The following is a 15,094-nucleotide window of genomic DNA, read 5'->3' on the forward strand; positions in this document are numbered from 1 at the left end:
CGCATCCTCCCGCGGCATCGTCCTCGACATACCCCCACACTACCCACCCCATCGGACATTCCACCGAACAATCCCAAACTGTGGATAACTCCACATTCGGAGATAAAGACGATGGCCATGCAACCGACGCGACCGTCGACCGGACCTACGCCGCGACCGCCCGGATCGCGCGCGACAGCTCCTCTGCCGACGGAGTGGCTGAGGGGTCCAGCATCCACTGCAGCATCACGCCGTTGATGAGGGCGAGTGCAAGCGAACCCACGGTGCGGGCGTCATCCGCCGAGACCTCGTTCCGGTCGACCTCCAGCACGAGCGCGGCGAGGTCGCGGCGGCTCTCCGCATAGATGCGGAGAAGCTGCCTGCGGACCTCCTCGGCGAACTCCGCCTGGGCGTAGGCCTGAACACTGGCGACGAGGACGCTGCGCTTATCCGGCGCCGCCGCGAGCAGACCGGCGAGGAAGTGCTCGAGGCGTCGCCCCGGGCCGCCGTCGAGGTCGGCGGTCACACTGCTGGCGACGGCATCGCCCCACTCCTCGAAGGTCTCGATGACGGCGGCGTTGAGCAGAGCGTCCTTCGAGCCGAAGTGATATCCGATCGCAGCGAGATTGGCCCCAGTGACGCCCACGATGTCGCGCGCCGTGGTGTGCGCGTACCCGCGCTCGGCCAGGCACTGCTTCGCTCCCGCGAGAAGCGCTTCACGTTGCCCCATTCCTCGAGCATACGGCGCACCCTGTACGGGCGTGCTATACATACGTATAAGACGCACGTATCAAACTCTCGAGGAGCCTCATGTCCGCAGAGCAGACCCCGCCCGTGTCGCCCGACGCCGGCAGCATCGCCGTACCCGTCACGGTGTCGTGGGATGGCGCGTTCCACGTCAACCAGACGGTTCTCACCACGCACCTCTGGGCCGCACCGCCCCTCCGCCGCGAGTCGCCGATCCACGATCGCGCGTTCGCGGCTCTCCGCGATCTGAAGGCCGACTGCGCGCGCTTCCTCCCCTGGTTCTCGCATCCGGTGCTCTCCGTGCCCGCCCTGGAGCCGCCCACCGAGACGACCACCTCATGGGACTTCTCGCACCTCGATCCGTTCGTCGAGGACTTCATGGCCGCGGCCGAGGGGCGACCGGTCGTCGCGAACTTCGCGACCATCCCGCACTGGATGTTCGAGGGCGCCGAGGACGTCGTGGTCTCGCGCGACCCCGACGAGATCCACTGGCAGTACGAGCAGGGATCGGACTTCCGCGACGAGACGCTCGCCGAGGTCGCAGACTACTTCTTCCGACTCGCCAGCTGGTACATCGCGGGAGGCTTCACCGACGAGCTCGGCCGCTGGCACGAGTCGGGCCACAGATACCGCTTCGCGTACTGGGAGGTGCTCTGCGAGCCCGACCTCAACCGGCGCATGCCGCCCGAGGTCTACACCCGGCTGTACGACGCCGTGGTCGAGCGGCTGCAGCCCCTGGACCCCGAGATGAAGTTCATCGGCCTGTCCCTCAGTCACGTGCACCACGACCCCGAGTACTTCTGGCACTTCCTCGACGCCGCGAATCACCAGGACGGCATCCCCATCGACGCCTTCTCCTGCCACTTCTATGCGTCGCCGGAGATCGTCAACCCGTTCGGGCCGGAAGGCAACGCCGACCCGAGCACGTGGCGCAGCACCTTCTTCGCGCAGGCCGATGCCTTCGTGGAGAGCGTGGCGTACATCCAGTCCATCGCGCGGCGGCTGGCGCCTGGCGCGCGGATGTTCCTCAATGAGATCGGGACGTACCCGGCTGACATCATGAACCCCGCTCCGCAGATCCCGGCGTTCTACTGGGCCCTCAGCGGGTCGATCCACGCCTACCTCTGGGCGCGGCTGCTGCCCATGGGGGTCGACCTGCTCGGCATCGCGGAGTTCATGGACTACCCCGGCATGATCCCCGGCACGTCGCTCCTCGACTGGGAGACCGGCGAGCCGAATGCCCGGTATGCCGTGACGCAGCTCCTCCTGCGCCACTTCGCTCCGGGAGATCGCGCCGTTCCGACGTCGACGGGCTACCCCGGATTCCCCGACGCCCGCCTGCATGCGCAGGGCCTCACGCGCCCCGACGGCAGGAGGTCGCTGCTCCTGGTCAGCAAGTGGGATGAGCCCATCGAGCTCGATCTTTCGGGCACCGGCATGTCCGGAGCATCCGGCGAGCATGTCCACGTGGGCACGCGCGGCATCGCGAGCTTCCGCTGCGGCGACACGCTGCGCCTCGAGCCGCACGCCACGGTCGTCCTCACATCCACTTCCGCCACTTGAACAGCGCCCACAGGGTGACGCTCGTCGCCGCCATGAGCGCGAGGGCGAGCGGGTATCCCCACGCCCAGTGGAGTTCGGGCATGTGATCGAAGTTCATGCCGTAGATGCCGCCGATTAGCGTCGGGCCGAAGAGGATCGCCGCCCACCCCGAGATCTTCTTGACCTGCTCGTTCTGCTGCAGCGACGTCTCGGTCTGCCGCTGCGTGACGATCGTCGCGTGCACCGTGAGCGCGTTGTCGAGGATGGCCCGGAAAGACGCGATGCGGTCGTTGAGACGCAGCACATGATCGTGCACGTCGCGCAGCAGGCGCTGCAGCTCGAGGTCGACACGGTACTTCTCGCCTCCGCGCAGCAGGCCGGCGAGCATGCCGTCGAGCGGCTGCGTGCCGCGCTGGAACGCGATCACCTCGCCGGACAGCTCGTAGATCCGGCGGGAGAGGGATGTCGCGGTGTCGGTGAAGAGCGCGTCCTCGATCTCGTCGATGTCGTTCTCGACGCCGCGCATGACCGGGGTGTACTGATCGACCACCTCGTCGAGGATGGCGTAGAGCACGGCCTCGGTCCCGCGCGCGAGGAGAGCCGGGTCGGCCTCCATCCGCTGCCGGACGCGCGAGAGGTCGGGAGCCTCCCCGTGACGGACCGTGAGCACGAAGTCCGGCCCGACGAACACGTGCAGCTCGCCGAACTCGACCGTCTCGGTCTCGTCGATGTACCAGGCGGGCCGCAGCACGAGGAAGAGCGTGTCGCCGTAGCGCTCGAGCTTCGCGCGCTGGTGCCCCTTGCGCGCATCCTCCACGGCGAGCGCGTGTAGCTCGAACTCGGCCGCAACGGTCATCAGCTCGTCGTCGGTCGGGCGCAGCAGGCCGATCCAGCCCATCCCCTTCTGGTCGCGCATGTACTCGAAGGTCTGGTCGAGGCTCGCCGGGTCGGCGATGCGCCGCCCGTCGACGTAGACGGCGTTGTCGATGATGGGCACGAGTCCATTGTGGGCGGCAGACATCCGCGGACCCGTGCGCCATGCTGGTGAGGACACCTGCGACCGATGGAGGCCCCATGTCATCCGTGCTCGACCCCCGCCCGCTCGGCGCGACTCCTCTCGTCGTGAGCCCCGTGACGCTCGGCGCCTCGTCGCTGGGCGATCCGCAGCGCTCGGCCTCCGACCCGCTCGAGGTCGCCGAGGCGATGCTGTCCTCCCGGTTCGCGGTCGTCGACACATCGAACAACTACGCGGGCGGCGAGAGCGAGCGTGTGCTCGGGCGGGCGCTGGATGCCCGAGGCGGGCTCGCGGATGGCCACAGCATCGTCACGAAGGTCGACGTCGGGAAGGACGGACGATTCGACCGCGACCGCGTGTGGCGCTCGTTCGAGGAGAGCGTCGAGAAGCTCGGGCTCGAGCGGTTCCCGCTCGTGCACCTCCACGATCCGTGGGCCGTCACGGTGGAGGAGGCGCTCGGGCCCGGCGGAGCAGTCCAGGGGATGATCGAGCTGCGCGAGCAGGGCCTGGCCGGGGCGATCGGCATCGCCGTCGGCGAGATCAGCCTCGAGAAGGCGTATGTCGGGACGGGCATCTTCGACGCCGTCCTCACCCACAACCGCATGACGATCGTCGACCGCAGCGCCGAGGAGCTCATCGCGGAGGCCAACGAGCGCGGCATGGGCGTCTTCAACGCCGCGCCGTTCGGCGGCGGGCTTCTCGCCGGAACGTCGACGAGCTACGCGTATCGCGAGGCGCCCGCCGATCTGCTCGCGTGGCTCGCCCGGGTCCGCGAGCTCTGCGCGGAATGGAAGCTCTCGGTCCCGGCCGCCGCGCTCCACTTCTCCCTGCGGCATCCCGGCGTCCACTCGACGGTCGTGGGAGTCGGCCGGCCCGAGCGCATCGCCGACCTCGAGGAGCTCTGCGCGACGCACGTGCCGGACGAGTTCTGGCCCGAGCTCGAGAAGCTCGGCACGCCGCCGTCGACCGTCGAGGACTGATGCCGGGCGTGCGCGGCTACCGTCCCGTCGCCGCGATGTCAACCGCGAGACGCCAGGACGACGCGGACGGTACACCTGGAGGAACCCGCTGACGCGGTGACGAGCCACCCGAGCCCGTCCGTCAGCGGCCGCAGGGCCCAGCGCCTGGAAGGAGCACGACCATGGGAATCGGATCCGGAATCGCCCTCATCGCGATCGGCGCGATCATCGCTTTCGCCATCAACGTGGACCTTGGCGGAGCGGTCGACCTCACCCTCATCGGGTACATCCTCATGGCGGCCGGTGCCGTCGTCTTCCTCATCAGCCTCGTCCTCATGCTCCGTCGCCGCAGCGCCGTCTCCACTCAGCGCACGGCGGTCGACCCGGCCAGCGGCGAGCAGATCACGACGCGGCGGACGACGGACAACGGAGAGCCGCTCGCCTGAGCGCGCATGTCCGACCTCCTCGACGAGCCCGTCACGGGAGAGGTGCTCGACGGCCGCTATCGGCTCATCGCGCGCGTGGGCGCCGGCGGCATGGCCACCGTCTACCGCGCGCGCGATGAGCTGCTCGGCCGCGACGTCGCCGTCAAGCTCTTCCGCCCGATGCCGGATGATCCGCAGTCGCGACAGCGTCGGCTCGCGGAGACCCGCCTGCTCGCAGCCCTGAACCATCCGTCCCTCGTCACGCTGTTCGACGCGCATGTCGACGAGGACGACCATCCGTACCTCGTCATGGAGTACGTCGAGGGCCCGACCCTGCGCGATCGGATGGCCGCAGCCCCGCTCTCGGGGCGGGAGGTCGCCGAGACCGCGGTCGCGCTCGCCGACGCGCTCGCCGTCGTCCATGACGCCGGCATCGTCCACCGCGACGTGAAGCCGTCGAACGTGCTCATGCGGGCGCCGAAGCTGCCGGGCGTCACGAGCGCGGCGACGCTGGCCGACTTCGGGATCGCCTACCTGCTCGACTCGAGCCGCATCACGACGCCGGGAACGACGATCGGGACGGCCGCGTACCTCTCCCCTGAGCAGGTCCGCGGCATGCAGCCGGCCCCCGCATCCGACATCTACTCGCTCGGGCTCATGCTGCTCGAGCTCCTCATCGGCCGCCATCCCTTCCCCTCGGGCACGGCGCAGGAGCTGTTTGCCTCGCGCATCGCGGGCGAGCCGGAGATGCCCGACGAGCTCGATCCGCGATGGCGCGTCCTGCTCACCGCGATGACCGACCGCGACCCGGCGCGGCGCCCCACGGCGCGCGAGGTCGCCGCGGCCGCGCGGGAGATCGCGGCCGACCCGAGCGAGCCGCTCACGCCGCGGTCGGCCGCCGTCCACGAGCAGGAGACGCGGCCGTTCCCCGTCGCGCAGGCGACCGCGCCCCTGCCATCCCGCCCTGCGCCGACCGCCGCGATCCCGCTGGGCACGCTCCAGCCGCCGGCCGCGGCGGCCGCTCCTCGCCGGCGCCCTCGGCGCATCCTCGCGATGGTCGCGGTGATGACGGCGGTCGCCCTGATCGCGCTCGCGCTGGCGCTCGGCGCGCCGACGATGTTCCCGCAGGAGGAACCCGCGCCGCCCGCCCTGCCCGCGCTCGACGAGCCCCTGCGCGGCCATCTCGACGACCTCATGGAGGCGGTCACACCATGAGGCGCCTCCTGCTCCCCACCCTGATCGTCTCGGCCGTCGTCCTGACCGGCTGCGCGCCTTCCGACACCCCGACCGCCGCGTTCCAGGACGCCGTGGCGACCGTCGCCGAGCAGGCCGCGGACGGCGACGCTGCGGGGGCGCTCGCCTCTCTCGACAGGCTCGAGGCCGACGTCGACGAGGCCCTCGTGGACGGGCGGATCGACGCGGCGCGCGCCGTCGCCATCCGGGAGGCGATCGACGCCGTCCGCGCCGACCTCGAGCGGCTCGCCGAACCGTCTCCGACGCCGACTCCGAGCGAGGAGCCGGCTGTCCTCCCGTCAGCCCCGCCTGCCGAGGACGGCGCCGGCGACGGTGGCGACGGCGATGAGGGCGAGGGCAACGGGAGTGAGGGCAACGGGAATCAAGGCGGCGGGAACGGCAGCCAGGGCAACGGCGGCCAGGGCAACGGGAATCAGGGCGGCGGGAATCAGGGCGGCGGGAACGGCGGCCAGGGCAACGGGAATCAGGGCGGCGGGAATCAGGGCGGCGGGAACGGCGGCCAGGGCAACGGCAAGAAGTAGCCTCGACGCTCACCGGAGCCGGGCGCGATGGCGGCGCACGGCGTCGCGGTTCGCACAGCGGACGGAGCAGTAGCGCTGCCGGCCGTTCCGGGTGATGTCGACGACGACGTTGCGGCACGGATCGCCGGGCGCGCGGCCCGCGGCGCACCGCCCGAGCCGGGTCATCCCGCGGGTCGTCAGGTGCAGAGCGGTCCCGACGGAGATGACGGCGAGCAGCACGTGCGCGAGCGACTGGTCGTCGTCGCGGTAGTGGAGGTGCCATCCCTCGCCGTCATGGTCGGTCAGACGCGGGTACGCGGTCGCCTCCTTCATGAGCCCGTTCAGCAGACGTGCGCGCTCATCCGGCGAATCCGCGTCGACCACCGCGAGCCAGTGGTCGATCACCGCGCGCGTCGCGGCGTGGTCATCGGGGCCCTCGGGAAACGGCATCGTCATCCCGAAGTCGCGCGTGCGGCTCTCGATGCCCGCACGATCGTGCGGCCATGCGTTCGCGAGCGACGCCGCGAGGAGCACCGCGTACTCGCCGTAAGGGTTGAGATGCATAAGAGCATTACATCACGCTGGTCGCATGACCTCCCCGCGCAGCCAGCACCTCGTCGACCTCGCGACCGCGCGCACGTGCGAGCACGGATGGCGCACGGAGTCACGCCATCCGACGTCCGAGGGCGTCGTCCTCTACGTCCGCTGCACGCGGTGCGGCGCCCGACGTGTCGATCTGCTCGCCCCGGGCGCCGTCATGCCGACCGCTCAGACCTCTTCGTCGCGGTCGACGTCGGTGTACTGACCGGGCTCCTCGATGACCCGGTCGGGCCGTCGCTCGCCGTCCGGCTCCTCGACGTCGGTGTACTCGCCCTCGTCCTCCTGGCGCTTGATCTCGTCTTCCCTGCCCATGGTGTCCTCCTCGTCGGGTCGTCTCCACCCTGCGGGAGGCGACCGGGCGACGTCATCCCCTTGCGCCGCGGGCCGTCTGGCGATAGCGCGACGGCTTCGCAGCGCATCCCGAGCTTGTCAACGCCCTCGCGCCATCCGCCCGTCCGCGCGAGGATCGCGACATGAGCGCAGAAGAGAAGAAGACGTCCGATTCCGACCTCGCGCGGGAGAACGCTGTGAGCGACCCCGGCCGTCTCCCCGACGAGGGCGCGCCCGGGCTCGGCTCGAGCGACGGCGAGGTGCCGCCCGATGCCATTCGCGGCCCCGGGCGCGACGATGCGGAGGACGATGACGACCGGGTGGAGGTCGAGGACCTCCCCTGACATCGGCGGCGGCGGGGGCCGTGTGAGGATCGACGCATGGCGTCTCGACACGGCCCCCTCACCGCGACCCCCGACGGCCTCGCGATCGGCGACGTCGCCGCGCGCCACGTCCGGCTCCGCGCCGACGGAGTCGCAGAGTGCGTCGGAGACGCGCCGAGGGCCGTGCTGCCATGGTCGGACATCCGCGCCCTGCGCTTCAGCCCGCCCACCACGATCTGGCCGTGGCCAGGAATGCAGGAGACGGTCGGCTCGCTGCTGCTCGCCGTGCTCGGCGACGTCAGCCCGCTGGGCGAGGTCGAGCGGTATCCGGTCGTGCTCACGGTCGCCTCGGGCGACGAGGTGACGTGGGAGGTCGACCCGCACTACATCGCGGGCTACCGGCGGTCGCACGTGCGCTCGGCGCAGCGCATCGTCGAGGTGCTGACCTCTTCCGCCGAGTCTCGCGCCCTGCTGAGACATCCCGCCGACGCGCTCACGCGGCTCGCCGCCGTGGGGCGCCGAGCCGCGTGGTGAGGACTACTCCTCCTCGCCCGGGATCTCCGCGTCGATGACGCCGATGCCGACCGCGTGGTGGCTCGGCTCCCCCTCCTGCGGCTGAGGTGCCTTGGGCTCCTCACCCGGGTCCTTCTCCGTGCTGGGCTCGTCCAGGATGGTGTCGGCCGCCTCCTCGTCGACGCTCTCCTCGGGCTGGCTCTGGGCATCCGCCATGATGTGCTCCTCTCGATTCAGAGTTCGACGGCGCGGTTCTCGCCGACGTCGGGCTGCGTGCGCGTCACGACGGCCTTCGCGATCTTGAACGCCGACACGATGCCGGGCTCATCCGTCGCCCAGTACTCGGCGGACTCTGCGCGCACGCGGATGAGCGCGACGGTCGGATCCTCCCGCCCTTCGGGGAACCAGGCTTCGACCGCGGGGGTCCAGTACTCGTCCACCTTCGCCCGGTCGTGCACGACCTCCGCGGTGCCGGCGACCGAGAGGTAGCCCTTGCCCGATTCGAACGCGACGTTCACGGCGGGGTGCACGGCGATGTCGCGCACCTTCTCGCTCGGGTCCTGGGTGAAGAACCAGAGGTCGCCGTCGAACTCGACGTCCTGCGCGGCGAGCGGGCGGCTGTGGAGCTGCCCCTCGGGACTGGTGGTCGTGAGCAGCCCGATCTTGGCGGATTTCACAATCCCGGCGATGCGGGCGAGGTCCTCGTCGGTCGCGTGCGGCGTCTCCTGCATGTGCTCCTCCGTCGTCTCGAGGTGGGATCACGTGCGACGCTACGCGCGCGGGTCGCCGGGCGCACTCGGTTGACAGGGTCACCGGGCTGTGGCATCGGGCCTGGCCGCGCCGAAGAGCGCCTGGTCGACGAGGCGAGGAACGATCTCCTCGTCCAGCGGCACCTTGAGCACGAGGAGCCGGTGATAGCACGCACCCCAGAGCTGGTCCACGATGACGTCGAGGTCGACGTCGGGCCGGAGCTGGCCCCGCTGCTGAGCTCTCTGCAGCCGCTTGCGCGCGAGCTCTCTCCGCGGGCGAGCGTAGCTCTCGGCCCACGCCGTTGCGACGTCCGGATCCCGCTGCGCCGCCCCGATGAGCTCCGAGACCGGGGCGGCCGCGCCACCCGTCAGCCACCGCACGAACGCCGTCAGCTGGGCGACGAGGTCCTCGCGCACGTCGCCCGTATCCGGGAAGTCGAGCACCGGGGCGCTCTGCGCGAAGTACGCCTCCGCCGCGAGCGCGCCCGGCGACGGCCACCACTTGTACAGCGTCATCCTGCTCGCGCCGGATTCGTCCGCGATTCGGCCGAACGTCACGGCCGACAGTCCCTCGCCGAGAAGGACGCGACCGGTCGCGGCGAGCACCTCCGCACGTACCTCGGCGGCGGGGCGACGACCTCGCCCGCGCCGCGGCGTCGCCGGCCTCTGCGGCGTGTTCGCCTCATCTCGCATCGTCCGAGAATACATCTGGACCCTCTGTCCATTTCCTCCGCGACACGGTAATGTACATACTGTCCATATAAGGAACGGAGTCTTCATGAACAGCATCAGCGACCGTGTGGCCATCGTCACGGGCGGCTCAGGCGGCATCGGCGGTCTCGCCGCTCGGCGCCTCGCCTCCGAGGGCATGGACGTCGTCGTGCACTACGGCAGCAACCGGGAGGGTGCCGACGAGGTCGTCGCGGCGATCGAGGCCGACGGCGGGCGCGCCATCGCCGCCTCGGCGGACATCGCCGAGGAAGCCGAGGCGAAGGCGCTCTTCGACCTCGCGGAGAAGGAGTTCGGTGGCGTGGACGTCCTCGTGCACACCGCCGGGATCATGCCGCTGTCGCCGCTCGAGCAGCTCGACCTCGAGGTCTTCGACCGCGTCCAGCGGGTCAACGTGCGCGGCACCTTCGTCGTCGACCAGCTCGCCGCTCAGCGCATCCGCCGCGGCGGCGCGATCATCAACTTCTCGACATCGATCACGCGGCTCCAGTACCCGGCCTACGCTGCCTACGCGGCGTCGAAGGGGGCGGTCGAGGCCATCACGCTGATCCTCGCCCGCGAGCTGCGGGGTCGGGACATCACCGTGAACGCGATCGCACCGGGCCCGACGGCGACGCCCCTGTTCTTCGAGGGCAAGAGCCAGGAGCTCATCGACCAGATCGCCGGCGGCAACCCGTTCCAGCGGCTCGGCACGCCGGAGGACATCGCCGAGGCGGTGGCCTTCCTCGCCGGCCCCGCCCGGTGGGTCAACGGGCAGAACATCTTCGTCAACGGCGGCGCCGCCTGAGCCGCCGTCGAGGAGAGAAGACGCATGAACACCCGACGCCGGGTCCGCGCGACGAGGGCGCTTCCCGCCGCCGCCCTGGCTCTCGTGCTCGGCATGCTGACTGCGTGCACGGGCACGGCAGACGCCGACGACGCGGATGGCTCGGCTCGGCCGAGTCGGCCCGCTGCGGCACCCGACAGGGCCGCCATCGCCACCCTGTCCGATCCCGTCGAGCTCACCACCGGACTGCGCTCTCCATGGGGACTGACGTTCCTGCCCGACGGGTCCGCCCTCGTCACCGAGCGACTCACCGCGCGGATCCTCCGCATTCCGGCAGGGGGCGGACCGGCGCAGCCCGTCGGCGTCGTCCCCGACGTCGAGGTCTCGTCGGAGGGGGGCCTCCTCGGCATCGTCGCGTCGCCGACGTTCGAACAGGACCGCACCGTCTTCGCCTACCGGTCCGGGGCCGATGAGAATCAGGTCGTCGCGGTGAGGGTGGCCGACGACTGGCGCTCCCTGAGCGTCGAGCGCGTGCTCCTCGACGGCATCGAGACCGCCGACCGGCATCACGGCGGTCGGATCGCGATCGGCCCCGACGGGCACCTCTGGATCGGCACCGGCGACGCGTTCGAGCCCGAGAACGCGGCAACGGCCGACTCGCTCAACGGCAAGATGCTGCGCATCGCGGTGGACGGGAGCATCCCGGAGGACAATCCGCGGGACTCCCCCATCTACTCCTCGGGCCATCGCAACGTCCAGGGAATCGTCTTCGGCCCCGATGGCACGGCCTATGCCACGGAGCTCGGCCACCGCACGTGGGACGAGGTCAACGTCCTGCGCGCCGGCGCGGACTACGGCTGGCCGGAGACGGAGGGCATCGCGGGGGACACAGGAGAGCCGCCGATGACGACGATCCACCCCGACGAGGCGAGTCCATCCGGCGTCGCCTACGCGGGCGGATCGCTCTGGATCGGGGCGCTCGGCGGGCAGCGGCTCTGGCAGCTGCCCGTCGAGGGCGGCACGGCCGCGGCCGAGCCGATCGCCCATCTCGTCGAGGAGTACGGCCGCATCCGCACGGTCGAGGCCGCACCCGACGGCTCGCTGTGGCTGATCACGTCCAACACGGACGGCGCGACGTGGGGCGGTACTGAGCCGCGACCCGGCGACGACCGCATCCTGAGGGTCGAGGTGAGCGCTCGCTGAGCCCGTTCGACGCCACCGCGCTGCGGCTCAGCCCAGCGCGGTGGCGTCGAACCTCTGAGTGCCGATCACGGCGAGCAGCTCGAGCTTCTCGCCCGCGTCGCTCCCCTCGGCCGGGAAGAACACGCGCAGGCGGATGTCCGTCTCGGCGCTCAGCACGGCCTCGCAGGTCAGCGCGATCTCGCCGATGCTCGGAACGAGGAAGGTCTTCCGGTCGAAGCGGCGCACGGCGACGTCATGCCGCTCCCACAGCCGGCGGAACTCCTCGCTCTCCTGGAGGCTCCGGATGAGCCGCCGCACATCGGCATCGCCGCCGCGGCGGGCAGAGGTCGCGCGCAGGTCGGCCACGTGAGCCGCGGAGTGCCGCTCCCAGTCCTCCCGCGGGAAGATCGCCCGCGTCTCCGGCCGCATGAACCACTGCCAGGTCACGCTCGCCTCGACTCCCGGCGACTGATTCCTCGGCCCCACGAGCGCCGCCGCGAGGCGGTTCTGCCACAGCACGACCTCGAGATCGGTCGCGATCAGCACGGGGACATCGGCGAGGCGATCGGCGAGGCGGAGCAGCCCCGGGCTGATGTGATGTCCTCCTCGCTGAGAAGGCGCGAAGCCGGCGAGGCGGAGAAGGTAGTCGCGCTCGTCCACGTCGAGACGCAGCGCCCGCGCGAGCGACGCGATGATGGGCTCCGACGGATGGGGCCCGCGCGCCTGCTCGATCCGCGCGTAGTAGTCGCTCGAGATGCCCGCGAGCTGGGCGACCTCCTCGCGCCGAAGGCCGGGCGCCCGACGCCGCACGCCGTCGGCCAGACCGACGTCGGCGGGGCGCAGCTGATCCCGACGACGGCGGAGGAAGGCGGCGAGCCCGGCGCGGTCGATCATGACCCCAGTATCGTTCGCGCGCTCTGAGCCATCCAGGGACGGGTCGTCCCTGGATGAAGCGGGCCTTCCTGCATCCCGGAGCGCCCGCGACGGTGGAGGCACCGCACCGAAATCAGATGGGAGCCGTGATGTCCCCGCCGGATGTCTCCACACGCCAGGGCTCTGCCCGCGTGATCGCGGTGCTGGGCGCGCTCGTCGCGCTCGGCCCGCTCACGATCGACATATACCTGCCCGCGCTGCCGCGCGTCGTCTCCGACCTCGGAGCGTCTGACGCCCTCGTCCAGCTCACTCTCACCGGGACCCTGCTGGGCCTCGGGCTCGGTCAGCTCGCCATCGGCCCGCTGTCCGACGCCCTCGGGCGCCGTCGTCCGCTCCTCGCCGGCGTCGCCGTGCACGTCATCGCTTCCGCGCTCACCGCGTGCGCCGCCGACCTCGCCGCGATGGGCGCGCTGCGCATCCTGCAGGGGCTCGGCGCCGCGGCGGCGACGGTCGTCGCCATGGCGATCGTCCGCGACCTCTTCGACGGGCACCGGGCGGCCGCAGCCGTCTCCCGCCTCATGCTGGTGATGGGCGTCGCGCCCATCCTCGCGCCGACGCTCGGGAGCGCCGTGCTGGTCGTCGGCGATTGGCGGTGGGTGTTCGCAATCCTCGCCGTGCTCGGAATCGGCGTCATCGTGCTCGCCGCTCTCGCCCTGTCGGAGACCCTCCCTCCCGCACGGCGGCGCACGCTCGGCATCCGGCAGGTGCTCGCGTCGTACCGGGCGGTCCTCGACGATCCGCGCTTCCGGCTGCTCGTCGCCACGACGGCGCTGAGCTTCGCGGCGATGTTCGCGTTCGTCGCGGGCTCGTCCTTCGTCCTGCAGGGGCAGTACGGCATGGACGAGCGGCAGTTCAGCGCGATCTTCGGCTCCTGCGCTGTCGTGATGATCGCGAGCTCCCAGGTGAACCCCGTGCTGCTGCGGCATCACCGACCCGAGCGCATCGCCGCCGCCGCACTCGCGGCCGTCCTCGTCGCCGGCGTCGTGCTCATCACCCTGCAGCTGCTCCAGCTGGGCGGTGTCCTCGGCTTCCTGCTCCCCGTCGCCGTGATGCTCGCCGGCGGATGGCTCGTCATCCCGAACACGACGGCGGCCGCCCTCTCGCGCCACGGCGAGGCGGCAGGCACCGCAGCCGCCGTCATCGGCGCGGCGCAGTTCACCTGCGGCGCGCTCACGGCACCCGCGGTCGGAACCCTCGGCGGCGATGGACTCGCGACCGCCGTGGTGATGTCGGCGGCGGTCGCGCTGGCCGCCGTCGCGCTGACCCGCGCCCTCCTCCCCCTCCCCGCACTCACGACAGGAGAACTCTCATGACCAGCACCCAGCACCCCATCGGAACCGGCTTCTCACCCGCCTCCACCGCCGAGGAGGTCGCCGTGGGCATCGACCTCGCCGGGAAGAACGTCATCATCACCGGCGGGCACCAGGGCCTCGGCCGCGAGGCGACCCGCGTCCTCAGCGCAGCAGGAGCATCCGTCACGGTGGCTGCACGCGATCCGGAGCGCGCCGCCGTCGCGCTCGAGGGCATCGCCCGCGTCGAGACCGCGCAGCTCGACCTGCTGGACCCGGCCTCGATCGACGCCTTCGTCGCCGGCTTCCTCGGGTCGGGTCGTCCGCTCCACATCCTGATCAACAACGCCGGGATCATGGCCGGCCCGCTCGTGCGCGACGCGCGCGGCTACGAGGCGAATCTCGCCACGAACCACCTCGGCCACTTCCAGCTCACGATCGGCCTCCTCCCCGCGTTGCGGGCAGCGGCCGGCGCCCGCGTGGTGAACATGACCTCCGGCGCCCACCGGCTCACGGGCATCCGCTTCGAGGATCCGAACTTCCTCGTCGACGACTACGACGGGCACGTCGCCTACGGCCAGTCGAAGACCGCCAATGTGCTGTTCGCCGTCGAGCTCGACCGCCGGTGGGCGGAGGTCGGCATCCGCGGCTACGCCGTGCACCCCGGCATCATCGTCGGCACGTCCCTCGGGCCGGCGCGCGCAGTCGGCGAGCGCATCGAGGCCCCGCAGGAGCTCCAGCGCGCGCAGGGCCTGATCGACGCGGAAGGGCGGCCGGTGATCGCGCCGGAGCACGGACTCAAGACCGTCGCGCAGGGTGCGAGCACCATGGTGTTCGCGGCGACGAGTCCCCTGCTCGAGGGCATCGGGGGCGTCTACCTCAAGGACAACGACATCTCCGCGGTCGACGCAACGCCGATGTCCGTCGCGTTCGACGGCCCGCCGCCCACCGATGTCGCGCCGCACGCGATCGATCCCGATGCCGCTCGACGGCTGTGGCACCTGAGCGAGGAGCTGCTGGCCGCAGGCGGTGGCGCCGAGTCGGCGCCTGCTGCGCACTAGCGCCGCCCTCGCAGCGCATACGCGAAGAGCCCGGCCCCGTGATCACGGGGCCGGGCTCTGACGTCTGGCGGAGACGGAGGGATTTGAACCCTCGGTCCCCTTAAAGGGGACTCCACCTTAGCAGGGTGGTGCACTAGGCCTGACTATGCGACGTCTCCAGGTGCCTGCACGCAGACACGTAGACCATCCTAACGGGTC

General features: G+C 71.1%; 20 protein-coding genes and 1 tRNA gene. 12 read left to right on the top strand and 9 right to left on the bottom strand.

Annotation, left to right across the window (positions count from 1 at the left end):
- Positions 1-145 precede the first annotated feature (145 nt).
- On the bottom strand, positions 146-709 hold the full coding sequence (locus ACWXWW_RS14740; protein ID WP_455970587.1) for a TetR/AcrR family transcriptional regulator: 564 nt from the start codon (positions 707-709) through the stop codon (positions 146-148).
- Positions 710-789: 80 nt separating this feature from the next.
- Between ACWXWW_RS14740 and ACWXWW_RS14745 the strand changes: the two genes are divergently transcribed.
- A complete protein-coding gene (locus tag ACWXWW_RS14745; protein ID WP_455970588.1) occupies positions 790-2,289 on the top strand; it encodes a hypothetical protein in 1,500 nt (499 codons plus the stop codon).
- On the opposite strand, the gene corA is transcribed toward ACWXWW_RS14745, so the two are convergent.
- Complete coding sequence (corA, locus tag ACWXWW_RS14750) at positions 2,267-3,265, bottom strand: magnesium/cobalt transporter CorA (protein ID WP_455970590.1); 999 nt, start codon at positions 3,263-3,265, stop codon at positions 2,267-2,269. The two genes, ACWXWW_RS14745 and corA, sit on opposite strands and share 23 nt — an antisense overlap.
- A gap of 77 nt (positions 3,266-3,342) precedes the next feature.
- Between corA and ACWXWW_RS14755 the strand changes: the two genes are divergently transcribed.
- The 4 genes from ACWXWW_RS14755 (at position 3,343) to ACWXWW_RS14770 (ending at position 6,442) form a co-directional block, all read left to right on the top strand.
- Positions 3,343-4,263, top strand: a complete 921-nt coding sequence (locus tag ACWXWW_RS14755; protein WP_455970592.1) for an aldo/keto reductase — start codon at positions 3,343-3,345, stop codon at positions 4,261-4,263.
- Between the two features lie 161 nt (positions 4,264-4,424).
- Positions 4,425-4,688, top strand: a complete 264-nt coding sequence (locus ACWXWW_RS14760) for a DUF6458 family protein (protein WP_271174684.1) — start codon at positions 4,425-4,427, stop codon at positions 4,686-4,688.
- Between the two features lie 6 nt (positions 4,689-4,694).
- Positions 4,695-5,882, top strand: coding sequence for a serine/threonine-protein kinase (locus ACWXWW_RS14765; protein WP_455970594.1), 1,188 nt, complete (start codon positions 4,695-4,697; stop codon positions 5,880-5,882).
- Entirely contained in the window at positions 5,879-6,442 is a 564-nt protein-coding gene (locus ACWXWW_RS14770; RefSeq protein ID WP_455970596.1) for a hypothetical protein, read from the top strand. The genes ACWXWW_RS14765 and ACWXWW_RS14770 overlap by 4 nt, the downstream gene beginning before the upstream one ends.
- A gap of 9 nt (positions 6,443-6,451) precedes the next feature.
- Here the strand turns inward: ACWXWW_RS14770 and ACWXWW_RS14775 are convergent, their stop codons facing one another.
- Entirely contained in the window at positions 6,452-6,985 is a 534-nt protein-coding gene (locus ACWXWW_RS14775; protein WP_455970598.1) for a CGNR zinc finger domain-containing protein, read from the bottom strand.
- Between the two features lie 25 nt (positions 6,986-7,010).
- On the opposite strand from ACWXWW_RS14775, the gene ACWXWW_RS14780 reads away from it, so the two are divergent.
- Positions 7,011-7,226: a hypothetical protein gene (locus ACWXWW_RS14780; RefSeq protein WP_271174680.1), complete on the top strand. Its 216-nt coding sequence runs from the start codon at positions 7,011-7,013 to the stop codon at positions 7,224-7,226.
- Here ACWXWW_RS14780 and ACWXWW_RS14785 read toward each other — a convergent pair.
- Positions 7,190-7,333, bottom strand: a complete 144-nt coding sequence (locus ACWXWW_RS14785; protein ID WP_271174679.1) for a hypothetical protein — start codon at positions 7,331-7,333, stop codon at positions 7,190-7,192. The genes ACWXWW_RS14780 and ACWXWW_RS14785 overlap by 37 nt on opposite strands.
- Before the next feature lie 161 nt (positions 7,334-7,494).
- On the opposite strand from ACWXWW_RS14785, the gene ACWXWW_RS14790 reads away from it, so the two are divergent.
- Both ACWXWW_RS14790 and ACWXWW_RS14795 read left to right on the top strand, forming a co-directional pair.
- Positions 7,495-7,695 (top strand): hypothetical protein, encoded by a 201-nt coding sequence (locus tag ACWXWW_RS14790; protein ID WP_271174678.1) that lies wholly within the window; start codon positions 7,495-7,497, stop codon positions 7,693-7,695.
- A gap of 36 nt (positions 7,696-7,731) precedes the next feature.
- Positions 7,732-8,208: a hypothetical protein gene (locus ACWXWW_RS14795; protein WP_455970600.1), complete on the top strand. Its 477-nt coding sequence runs from the start codon at positions 7,732-7,734 to the stop codon at positions 8,206-8,208.
- A 3-nt stretch (positions 8,209-8,211) separates the two neighbouring features.
- On the opposite strand, the gene ACWXWW_RS14800 is transcribed toward ACWXWW_RS14795, so the two are convergent.
- The 3 genes from ACWXWW_RS14800 to ACWXWW_RS14810 form a co-directional block, all read right to left on the bottom strand.
- Positions 8,212-8,403: a hypothetical protein gene (locus ACWXWW_RS14800; protein WP_455970601.1), complete on the bottom strand. Its 192-nt coding sequence runs from the start codon at positions 8,401-8,403 to the stop codon at positions 8,212-8,214.
- Positions 8,404-8,420: 17 nt separating this feature from the next.
- The gene (locus tag ACWXWW_RS14805) at positions 8,421-8,918 is read right to left on the bottom strand and encodes a pyridoxamine 5'-phosphate oxidase family protein (protein WP_282980450.1); all 498 of its coding nucleotides are present in this window, start codon (positions 8,916-8,918) and stop codon (positions 8,421-8,423) included.
- A gap of 78 nt (positions 8,919-8,996) precedes the next feature.
- Positions 8,997-9,629 (bottom strand): TetR/AcrR family transcriptional regulator, encoded by a 633-nt coding sequence (locus tag ACWXWW_RS14810; RefSeq protein WP_421076193.1) that lies wholly within the window; start codon positions 9,627-9,629, stop codon positions 8,997-8,999.
- Between the two features lie 85 nt (positions 9,630-9,714).
- Here ACWXWW_RS14810 and ACWXWW_RS14815 point away from each other — a divergent pair, with 85 nt between their 5' ends.
- Positions 9,715-10,452, top strand: coding sequence for an SDR family oxidoreductase (locus ACWXWW_RS14815; RefSeq protein WP_455970603.1), 738 nt, complete (start codon positions 9,715-9,717; stop codon positions 10,450-10,452).
- A 24-nt stretch (positions 10,453-10,476) separates the two neighbouring features.
- Positions 10,477-11,634 carry a PQQ-dependent sugar dehydrogenase gene (locus tag ACWXWW_RS14820; protein ID WP_455970604.1) on the top strand — a complete coding sequence of 386 codons (1,158 nt, stop codon included), beginning with the start codon at positions 10,477-10,479 and terminating at the stop codon, positions 11,632-11,634.
- A 27-nt stretch (positions 11,635-11,661) separates the two neighbouring features.
- Here ACWXWW_RS14820 and ACWXWW_RS14825 read toward each other — a convergent pair whose 3' ends face one another.
- On the bottom strand, positions 11,662-12,507 hold the full coding sequence (locus ACWXWW_RS14825; RefSeq protein ID WP_421076190.1) for a helix-turn-helix transcriptional regulator: 846 nt from the start codon (positions 12,505-12,507) through the stop codon (positions 11,662-11,664).
- 128 nt (positions 12,508-12,635) lie between these two features.
- Here ACWXWW_RS14825 and ACWXWW_RS14830 point away from each other — a divergent pair, with 128 nt between their 5' ends.
- Together ACWXWW_RS14830 and ACWXWW_RS14835 are read left to right on the top strand one after the other, a co-directional pair.
- Positions 12,636-13,859: a multidrug effflux MFS transporter gene (locus ACWXWW_RS14830; protein ID WP_455970606.1), complete on the top strand. Its 1,224-nt coding sequence runs from the start codon at positions 12,636-12,638 to the stop codon at positions 13,857-13,859.
- On the top strand, positions 13,856-14,896 hold the full coding sequence (locus ACWXWW_RS14835) for an SDR family NAD(P)-dependent oxidoreductase (protein ID WP_455970608.1): 1,041 nt from the start codon (positions 13,856-13,858) through the stop codon (positions 14,894-14,896). Before ACWXWW_RS14830 ends, ACWXWW_RS14835 begins: the two co-directional genes overlap by 4 nt.
- 65 nt (positions 14,897-14,961) lie before the next feature.
- Here ACWXWW_RS14835 and ACWXWW_RS14840 read toward each other — a convergent pair.
- Positions 14,962-15,054, bottom strand: a tRNA-Ser gene (locus ACWXWW_RS14840).
- Between the last annotated feature and the right edge of the window lie 40 nt (positions 15,055-15,094).

The organism is Microbacterium sp. KNMS, assembly GCF_053851835.1.